Here is an 8,018-nt window from a genome sequence, read left to right as displayed (position 1 = left end):
GTCCGGCACTCAGCGGGTCCGGCGGGTCAGGTCAGGACTCGAGGCGCTTGGCCTCGGTCTCGGCCTCGTCGGCCTCCTCGTCGCGGCCCTCCTTGCGCAGCGCGCTGGTCAGCGAGCGCATCGAGGCGGCGGCGTCGGACTTGGCGAGGTCGGACGACGTCCCGCGCAGCTTGCTCCACAGGCCCATCGCCTCCTCGGCGACCTCGAGCACCTGCGAGCGCTCCTTGCCCCCGATGGTCGACGTCGTGAACGTCTCCAGCGCGTGCTCCAGGGCGTTGCGCTGCTTGGACGGGTCGTCGTCGTCCAGGCTCTTGAAGAGGCCGACGGCCTCGCCGACGAGCGCCGAGGTCGACTTCTCCTGGTCCTTGGCCGCCGCCTGGCTGCCGAACGACAGCAGCGCCACGGCCAGCTTCGACACGGTGCTGCCGGCCTCGCCGGGCAGCTTCTCCGCGCCCGACGCGACCAGCTGGTGCAGCCGGGCCGCAGTCCTCGTCTCGATGTTGTCCGCGCGCTCCGGGTCGTCGTCCTGCTCCGGCGTCGCGGCCTGCTCCGGCGTCGGGGCCACGGCCCCCTCCGGCCCGGCGACCGGGGCCGGGCTCGCGGCCGGCTCCGGGTTCGTGTCGCGCTGGGCGACGTCCGGCGTCGCCTCCGGCGCCACCTGCGGCGTCGGCTCCCCTGCGGCGGTGGCCTGCGCCGCCTGTGCCTGCTCCGGCAGTGCGTCCGTGCTCACTTTTTCCTCCTGTTAATGGTGCGACGAAACTACCAGAATGGGCATTCAGTCCGGTATGTAAGAAACGTCGGTCCACGACGCGCGTCGGGGCCTCCGGGACGCCCCGGACGCAGTACCGTCGTCGGCCATGAAGACCTGGTCCCGCGGTGAAGCCCGCGAGCTGCTCGAGGAGGCCGGAACCCGGCACGACCTGGGCTCCCGTACCCTCAGCCAGCGCCGCGGCGCGCCCGCACGAGTCCGCGCCGCCTACCGCGCGGCGCGCGACGCACGCGTGCTGGACGAGCTGTCCGACGTGCCCCTCGACCGCATCCGCGAGGTGGGCGCGGGCGGCCTGCGCCTCGGCCCCGTCGAGCAGGCGGGGTTCCGCACCGTCGGCCAGATCAGGGCGGCCGCCCCGGAGGAGCTCACCGCGATCGCGGGTGTCGGCGCGCGCACGGCGGAGGCGCTGCAGAAGGCGGCCCAGCAGGTCTTCAGCGCCGTGGACGCCGGCCTCGCCTTCCGGCTGGACCACTCCCCCGCCGACCCGCTGGCGACGCGCCTGGTGCGCGCGCTCCACGACCATCTGCACGTCAAGGCCTTCTTCGGCACGTGGCAGGACCGGCTCGACGTCGACGTGCGCGAGCTGGCCCGCCTGGCCGAGGCCGGTGCGCTGCGCGCCACGTTCGTGCGGCGGTTCTTCGCCGGCCGCCGGCGCACCGACCGCGCCGACGCCGCGCTGACCGACCTGCGCACGCTGACCGACGACCTCGACGCCGTGGGCGTCACCGACGCCCTGCGCGGCCTGGACGAGGTGCTCACGAACACCTCCGACGCCGATGCCTGGAGCGACTTCGAGGCGCGGGCCGCCGCCTACTTCACCGCCCTGGGCGAGCTGGTCGACCTCGGCATCGACGTCGAGGCCGCCGAGGGCTACCTGCCCGAGGACGTCGTCGACGAGGTCGCGACGCAGGACCTGGACACCTCGCTGCTCAACGTCTCGCTGCGCTCCTACCAGGCGTTCGGCGCCAAGTACGCGCTGTCCCAGCGGCGCACGATCCTCGGCGACGAGATGGGCCTGGGCAAGACCGTCCAGGCCATCGCGGTGATGGCCCACCTCGCCGCCAAGGGGAGCACGCACTTCCTCGTGGTCTGCCCCGCGAGCGTCGCGGCCAACTGGGCCCGCGAGGTCGCGGCCCACTCGAAGCTGACCGTCCGCGTGCTGCACGGCGATGACCGCGAGGTCGGCATCAAGGAGTGGGCGGCCGAGGGCGGCGTCGGCGTCGCGACCTTCCCCCAGCTCGGGCACCTGCGGCCCGACGGCGCTCCCCGCCCCGCCCTGCTCGTGGTGGACGAGGCGCACTACGTGAAGAACCCGGAGGCGCAGCGCTCCGAGCGGACGGCGGAGTGGGCCCGCGTGGCCGAGCGCGTGCTGTTCATGTCGGGCACGCCCATGGAGAACACCGTGGACGAGTTCCGCAGCCTCGTGAACTACCTCAAGCCCGAGGTCGCCGACGACATCGACCCGGCGGCGGGCCTGGCGGGCGCCTCCGCCTTCCGCCGGTCGGTCGCGACCGTCTACCTGCGGCGCAACCAGGAGGACGTGCTCACCGAGCTGCCCGAGCTGGTCCAGGTGGACGAGTGGGAGCGGTTCGGCAAGCACGACGGCGCCGCCTACCGCCACGCGGTGCTCGAGCGGTCGTTCGCCGACATGCGCCGCGCCGCGTTCGTCGAGGCCCCCGAGCCGACGGCGAAGCTGGCCCGGCTGCGCGAGATCGTCGACGAGGCCGTGGAGAACAACCGCAAGGTCGTGGTCTTCTCCTACTTCCGCGACGTGATCGAGCGGGTGCTCGCCGAGCTGGGCCCGCTCGCCGTCGGGCCCATCACCGGGTCCGTGCCGTCGGCCCGCCGCCAGGAGCTGGTGGACGAGTTCACGCAGGCCAAGGAGCCCAAGGTGCTGGTCAGCCAGATCGAGGCCGGCGGCGTGGGCCTCAACATCCAGGCCGCCTCCGTGGTGATCCTGTGCGAGCCGCAGGTCAAGCCGACCGTCGAGGCCCAGGCCATCGCCCGCGCGCACCGGATGGGCCAGGTGCGCACCGTGCAGGTGCACCGGCTGCTCATCGAGGAGAGCGTCGACGAGCGGCTCCTGGACATCCTCGGCACCAAGGCCGAGCTGTTCGCGGAGTACGCCGGACGCTCGACCGTGCCCACCGCGTCCGGGGCCGGCGCCACCGACGTGACCGACAAGGAGCTGGCGCGGCGGATCGTCGACGAGGAGCGCGCCCGGCTGGAGGAGCCCGCGGCCTAGCGCTTTCCTCGCGGGACCGCCCGTGGCCTGCTGAGATGGACCCATGACGACCACCGCCCTCACCCGAGGACCCGTCCAGGCCGCCGAACGCTCCCCCGCCCCCGATCTGGCGCGCGGGTTCATGCTCCTGCTGATCGCCATCGCGAACACGCCGTACTACCTCTGGGCCAGCACCATGGGCTCCGGTGCGTCGCACCCGGTCGACGGGTCGGCGCTCGACAAGGTGGTCGACTTCCTCATCATCACCACCGTGGACCTGCGGACCTACCCCATGTTCGCGTTCCTGTTCGGCTACGGGATGATGCAGCTCTACAACCGCCAGGTGTCCTCGGGCACCTCCGAGAAGGCGGCCCGCCGGCTGCTGCAGAAGCGCAACTGGCTGCTGCTGGCGTTCGGGTTCGTGCACGCGGCGCTGCTCTGGATGGGCGACGTGCTGGGCGCGTACGGCCTGGCCGGCCTGCTCATGGTGTGGCTGTTCTTCCAGGTCAAGGACCGCACCCTGATCGTGTGGACGTCGGTGTTCTGCGGCCTGCTGACGATCGGCACGGTGTTCGCGCTGATCGGCGGCTGGTTCCTCGCCCAGATCCCCGCGGACGACCCGATGGCGCGCAGCATCGCGGCCGACCTCGCGCCGACGAGCGACTCGATGGCCGTCACGTCGTACCTCGCCTCGATCGGGGAGCGGCTGACGTACTGGACGCTCGGCACGTTCCTGCAGGGCCTGCTCTCCCTGGTCGTGCCGATGATGCTGCTGCTCGCGTTCTGGGCCGGCCGCCGCCGGATACTGGAGAACCCGGGCGAGCACCTGCCCATGCTGCGCCGGGTGGCCGTCATCGGCATCACGATCGGCTGGCTGGGGCCGCTGCCCTCCGCGCTCGACCACGTCGGCATCATCGACGTGCCCGACCACGCGGCCGTCGTCTTCTACCCGGTGCAGTTCCTCACCGGGTTCTTCGGCGGCCTGGGCTACGTCGCCCTGTTCGGCCTGCTGGGCCACCGGCTCGCCCAGCGCCGCACCAGCGCGCCGTCGCGCAACCTGCTGGTCACCGACGGGCCGTTCGCCGGCGCCGTCCAGGCCGTCGGCAAGCGGTCGCTGACCTGTTACCTGCTCCAGTCCGTGCTGTGCGCGCCGGTCCTGGCCGCGTGGGGCCTCGGGCTCGGCCAGTACCTCAGCTCGTGGAGCATGCTGCTCTACGCCGTGCTGGTCTGGGGGCTCACCGTGGCGTTCGCCGTCTGGCAGGAGCAGACGGGCCGCCGCGGCCCGGCCGAGGTCGCGCTGCGGCGGCTGGTGTACGGCAAGCCAGTACAGGCACCCGCCGCAGTGTGACGGGGGACGCGGTCTACCCAGTCATTACGCCCGGAATCAGCTCGGTTTCGGGCGCAATGACTGGGTAGAAGCGCACCTCTGACATCGCCGCCGCGCCCCGGCAGCAGAGATCAGGCCGGGAACGAGTCCACGGCGTCGTCCACGCCGTCGCCGTCGGCGTCCACGGAGATGGTCCGCGTGCCGCCGGCGGTCTCCACGACGACGTCGGGCACGCCGTCGCCGTCGGTGTCGTACAGCTCGACGTCGGGCACGCCGTCGCCGTCGTAGTCCTCGAACTGGGCGTCCACGACGCCGTCGCCGTCGGTGTCTGCGACCTCGACGTCCGTGATGCCGTCGCCGTCGAGGTCGTACTTGCCGGGCTTGTCGGCCAGGAACTCGGACACGTGCTTCTCCTTGCTGATCGCTGTCTCAGGTCGTGCTCGGTGCTCCCCCGATCATGCACCACGCGCACCCCGTCGTGGGTCCGGATGCACCGCCGACCGCGCGCCCGAAATTTCACTCGCTTCGCCTCGCGGGCGAAATAGGTGGCGCTTACATTCAGGGCATGGTGACCCAGGCCCGCAGTTCCCGACGCCGCGCCGCGCTCCTGGCGGCGACCACGTGCGCCCTCCTGGTCGTCTCGGGCACGGCAGTCGCCGCCGTCGCGCCGAGCACCGGGTCCGGCCCGGACCTCGCCGCCCAGGCCTGGTCCGTCGACCTCGAAACCCTCGGCCCGGACGACGCCGGGGTGCGGCACGCGGACGACGGGCTCCGCCTCGCCGCCGCCGGTTCCGCGGACGACGGCGGAGACGATGCCGCCGGCGCGGACGACGCGGCCGGCTCACCCAGGCCCAGGGAGGCGTCCGGGCAGCTCGTCGCCGACCCGGTGGAGCTCGGCTCCCCCGCGACCGGCGTCGCCGCCGAGATCGACGCCACCACGCCCGACGGCACGTCCGTGCTCGTGGACGTGCGCGGTCGGCTCGCCGAGGAGGGCCCCGACTCATGGACCGAGTGGGTACCGGCGGGCGAACCGCTCCCGCTGGCGTCCGCGACCCTCCAGGCGCGCGTCACGCTCGTCGGCGACAGTGACGTGACCCCGACCGTGCGGGAGGTGACGCTCACGCCCGAGGTGGAGCGGTCGCGGTCCCTGCAGGAGGTCGAGGTCCAGGCCAAGGCCGACGGGCGCGCCTACAAGGTCTACGCGACCCGCGAGGGCCTGGTGGGCGGCACCACCGCGAACGGGCACGTCATCAAGAAGCGTGACCACTTCGTCGCCCTGCCGTCCCGGCGCGGGCTGTCGGCCAAGAACTCGGGCAGCTACTCGGTGCGGGTCTGCGCCGAGCGCACCGGCCGGTGCGCGTACGCGCCGGTGTGGGACGTCGGCCCCTGGAACACCAAGGACGACCACTGGAACGGGTCGAAGAAGCGCGAGTCGTGGGACGACCTGCCGCGCGGTCTGCCCCAGGCCCAGGCCGCGTACGAGGACGGCTACAACAAGGGGAAGGACGGGTTCGGCCGCAAGGTCGCGAACCCCGCGGGGATCGACCTGGGCGACGGCACCTTCTGGGACGGCCTCGGCCTGAAGGACAACGCCTGGACCACCGTGACCTACCTGTGGACCGGCAACGGCCCGAAGGGCGTGGTGCGCACCAGCGGCCGCCCCCTGACGGTGCGGTCCGGCCCCGGCACGAACCACTCCGCCGTCGGGCAGGCCGGGCGCTTCACCAACGTCGTGATCGAGTGCACCGCCAAGGGCAGCCGCGTGGACGGCTACTACGGCGTCAGCCGGGTGTGGAACCGGATCGGGCCGGGCAACTGGATCTCGGACGCGTACGTCAACACGGGTTCGAGCGGCCCGGCCGCCCCGGCCTGCTGACCCCACCTCGTGTCAGACGTACAGGTCACTCCGGTGACCTGTACGTCTGACACATAGGCCGGTCAGGCGCGGCGGACCGCGCCGATCAGGCCGGCCGCCGCCACGCCGACCACCACGGCCGCCAGGAGCGGCAGCGCCGCCACGCCCGAGCCGGCCACGACGGCGGAGGCGAGCGCTGCCCCGACGGCGATCCCGCCGTTGAACACCACCGGGATCAGCGCCCCGGCGAACGAGCGCCGTTCCGGCCCGGCCAGCCGCAGGATCAGCGTCTGCGCGAACGGCGGCATCGCGCCCGACACCACGCCCCAGGCCACGACGACGGCGACCCCCACGACGGGGCCGGCGTCCGCGCCGAGCCCGAGCACGGCCAGCGCCGTCGCGGCCACGCTCACCACCAGCGCAGGACCGCTGCGCTCCCCGAGCCGCCCGGCCAGCGCGACGCCGACGGCGGAGGCGAGCCCGAACACCAGGAGCAGGGTGCTCATCCCGCCCGGCAGCGCGTGGGCGGGCGCCTCCGCGAGCCGGGTGATGTACGTGTAGGCGCCGTAGTGCCCGACGAGGACCAGCGCCACGAGGCCGGTCACGGTCAGCAGCCGGCCCATGCCTCCGGACGCGCTGCCGGCTCCGGCTGCGGCCGGGTCCGCCGGAGTGCCCGGCGCGCCGTCAGGCACCGCGGCGCGGGCGACGACGAGGCGGACCGCGGCCGCGGCTAGGAGGCTGAGGACCGCGAGTGCCCAGAAGGCGGCGCGCCAGCCAGCGGCGTCGGCCACGAGGCGGGCCAGCGGGGTGCCGACCACCATCCCGAGCGTCGCCCCGCCGAGCACGACGGCGATGGCGCGGCCCAGCAACCGGTCGGGCACGAGATCGGCGACGTGCGCGTTGGTCGTCGCCCAGAGCAGGCCGACGGCGGCCGCGCCGAGCACCCGTGCGCCGGCCGCCACCTGGAAGGTCGGGGCCAGGGCGGTGAGCACCGAGGACAGCGCGAGGACGGCCAGTCCCCCGGCGATCACGGCGCGGCGGTCCAGGCGGCGGGTGAGCCGGACGAGCGGGAAGCTCAGCACCACCACGACGGCCGCCCACATGGAGACGAGCAGGCCGGTGCTCGACTCCGCGACACCGAGGCCGGTGCTCATCTGCTGGAGCACCGCCGTGGGCAGCATCTCGGCGGTGACCATGAACAGCGTCCCGGCGCCGAGCACGAGCAGGGAGGGCCACGGCAGGGTGCCGGGCTCGAGGGCGGCCGGGGTGGCCGGAACGGTATCGACGCTGGTCGGGGCGGCTGGGGCGGAGCCTGTCGTGTCCATGCCCGCCACGCTAAAGTTTGACACTGGTGTCAATGTCAAGGCCCTGCCCGGAGGTACGTCATGAAGATCGGTGAGCTCGCCACGCGGACCGGTGTCACGACCCGGCTGATCAGGTACTACGAGCAGCAGGACCTGCTCGAGGCGGACCGGGCGGCGAACGGCTACCGGACGTACACGGAGGACCACGTGGAGCGGGTGTCCCGCGTGGCGGGGCTGGTCCAGGCGGGTATCCCGACCCGGCTGGTCAAGGTCCTGATCGACGCCGAGGACGCCGCGAACCGCGAGGACCCGACCTGCCCGCGCGAGGTCGCCGAGCAGCTCGCCACCGAGCTGGTGGGCGTCCAGGCACGCATCGACTGCCTGACCCGCAGCCGGGACTCGATCCGGAAGTTCCTGACGGCGACGCAGCACGAGGTGCTGCTGCGGGAGGAACGGGAGTCGGCGGCCGCCGTCTGACGATGCGCCGAACCTCGGCGGACAGTGAGACAGGAGAGGGCGGAGCGCTGGTCAGCGCTCCG

General features: G+C 73.2%; 7 protein-coding genes. 4 read left to right on the top strand and 3 right to left on the bottom strand.

What is annotated here, in order from left to right; genetic code table 11:
- Positions 1-31 precede the first annotated feature (31 nt).
- Positions 32-730 carry a hypothetical protein gene (locus ACFU5G_RS27780; protein ID WP_377251968.1) on the bottom strand — a complete coding sequence of 233 codons (699 nt, stop codon included), beginning with the start codon at positions 728-730 and terminating at the stop codon, positions 32-34.
- 127 nt (positions 731-857) lie between these two features.
- On the opposite strand from ACFU5G_RS27780, the gene ACFU5G_RS27775 reads away from it, so the two are divergent.
- Both ACFU5G_RS27775 and ACFU5G_RS27770 read left to right on the top strand, forming a co-directional pair.
- Positions 858-3,014, top strand: a complete 2,157-nt coding sequence (locus tag ACFU5G_RS27775; protein WP_377251966.1) for a DEAD/DEAH box helicase — start codon at positions 858-860, stop codon at positions 3,012-3,014.
- A gap of 43 nt (positions 3,015-3,057) precedes the next feature.
- Positions 3,058-4,341: a DUF418 domain-containing protein gene (locus ACFU5G_RS27770; RefSeq protein ID WP_377251964.1), complete on the top strand. Its 1,284-nt coding sequence runs from the start codon at positions 3,058-3,060 to the stop codon at positions 4,339-4,341.
- A 110-nt stretch (positions 4,342-4,451) separates the two neighbouring features.
- On the opposite strand, the gene ACFU5G_RS27765 is transcribed toward ACFU5G_RS27770, so the two are convergent.
- Positions 4,452-4,724, bottom strand: a complete 273-nt coding sequence (locus ACFU5G_RS27765) for a hypothetical protein (RefSeq protein ID WP_200835961.1) — start codon at positions 4,722-4,724, stop codon at positions 4,452-4,454.
- 161 nt (positions 4,725-4,885) lie between these two features.
- On the opposite strand from ACFU5G_RS27765, the gene ACFU5G_RS27760 reads away from it, so the two are divergent.
- The gene (locus tag ACFU5G_RS27760; protein ID WP_377251962.1) at positions 4,886-6,196 is read left to right on the top strand and encodes a hypothetical protein; all 1,311 of its coding nucleotides are present in this window, start codon (positions 4,886-4,888) and stop codon (positions 6,194-6,196) included.
- A gap of 62 nt (positions 6,197-6,258) precedes the next feature.
- On the opposite strand, the gene ACFU5G_RS27755 is transcribed toward ACFU5G_RS27760, so the two are convergent.
- Complete coding sequence (locus ACFU5G_RS27755; protein WP_377251960.1) at positions 6,259-7,500, bottom strand: MFS transporter; 1,242 nt, start codon at positions 7,498-7,500, stop codon at positions 6,259-6,261.
- 60 nt (positions 7,501-7,560) lie between these two features.
- Between ACFU5G_RS27755 and ACFU5G_RS27750 the strand changes: the two genes are divergently transcribed.
- The gene (locus ACFU5G_RS27750; RefSeq protein ID WP_377251958.1) at positions 7,561-7,956 is read left to right on the top strand and encodes a MerR family transcriptional regulator; all 396 of its coding nucleotides are present in this window, start codon (positions 7,561-7,563) and stop codon (positions 7,954-7,956) included.
- Positions 7,957-8,018: the final 62 nt, after the last annotated feature.

This window comes from Promicromonospora sp. NPDC057488 (genome assembly GCF_042802395.1).
Taxonomy (GTDB): domain Bacteria; phylum Actinomycetota; class Actinomycetes; order Actinomycetales; family Cellulomonadaceae; genus Promicromonospora.
The sequence above is the reverse complement of the archived record's forward strand: the minus strand, read 5'-3'. Positions and strand labels throughout refer to the sequence as shown.

Bases quoted from the DNA above. Each gene is read 5' to 3' on its own strand.
- ACFU5G_RS27775 (WP_377251966.1), top strand. From the start codon at position 858: ATGAAGACCTGGTCCCGCGGTGAAGCCCGCGAGCTGCTCGAGGAGGCC.
- ACFU5G_RS27770 (WP_377251964.1), top strand. From the start codon at position 3,058: ATGACGACCACCGCCCTCACCCGAGGACCCGTCCAGGCCGCCGAACGC.
- ACFU5G_RS27760 (WP_377251962.1), top strand. From the start codon at position 4,886: ATGGTGACCCAGGCCCGCAGTTCCCGACGCCGCGCCGCGCTCCTGGCG.
- ACFU5G_RS27755 (WP_377251960.1), bottom strand. From the start codon at position 7,500: ATGGACACGACAGGCTCCGCCCCAGCCGCCCCGACCAGCGTCGATACC.
- ACFU5G_RS27750 (WP_377251958.1), top strand. From the start codon at position 7,561: ATGAAGATCGGTGAGCTCGCCACGCGGACCGGTGTCACGACCCGGCTG.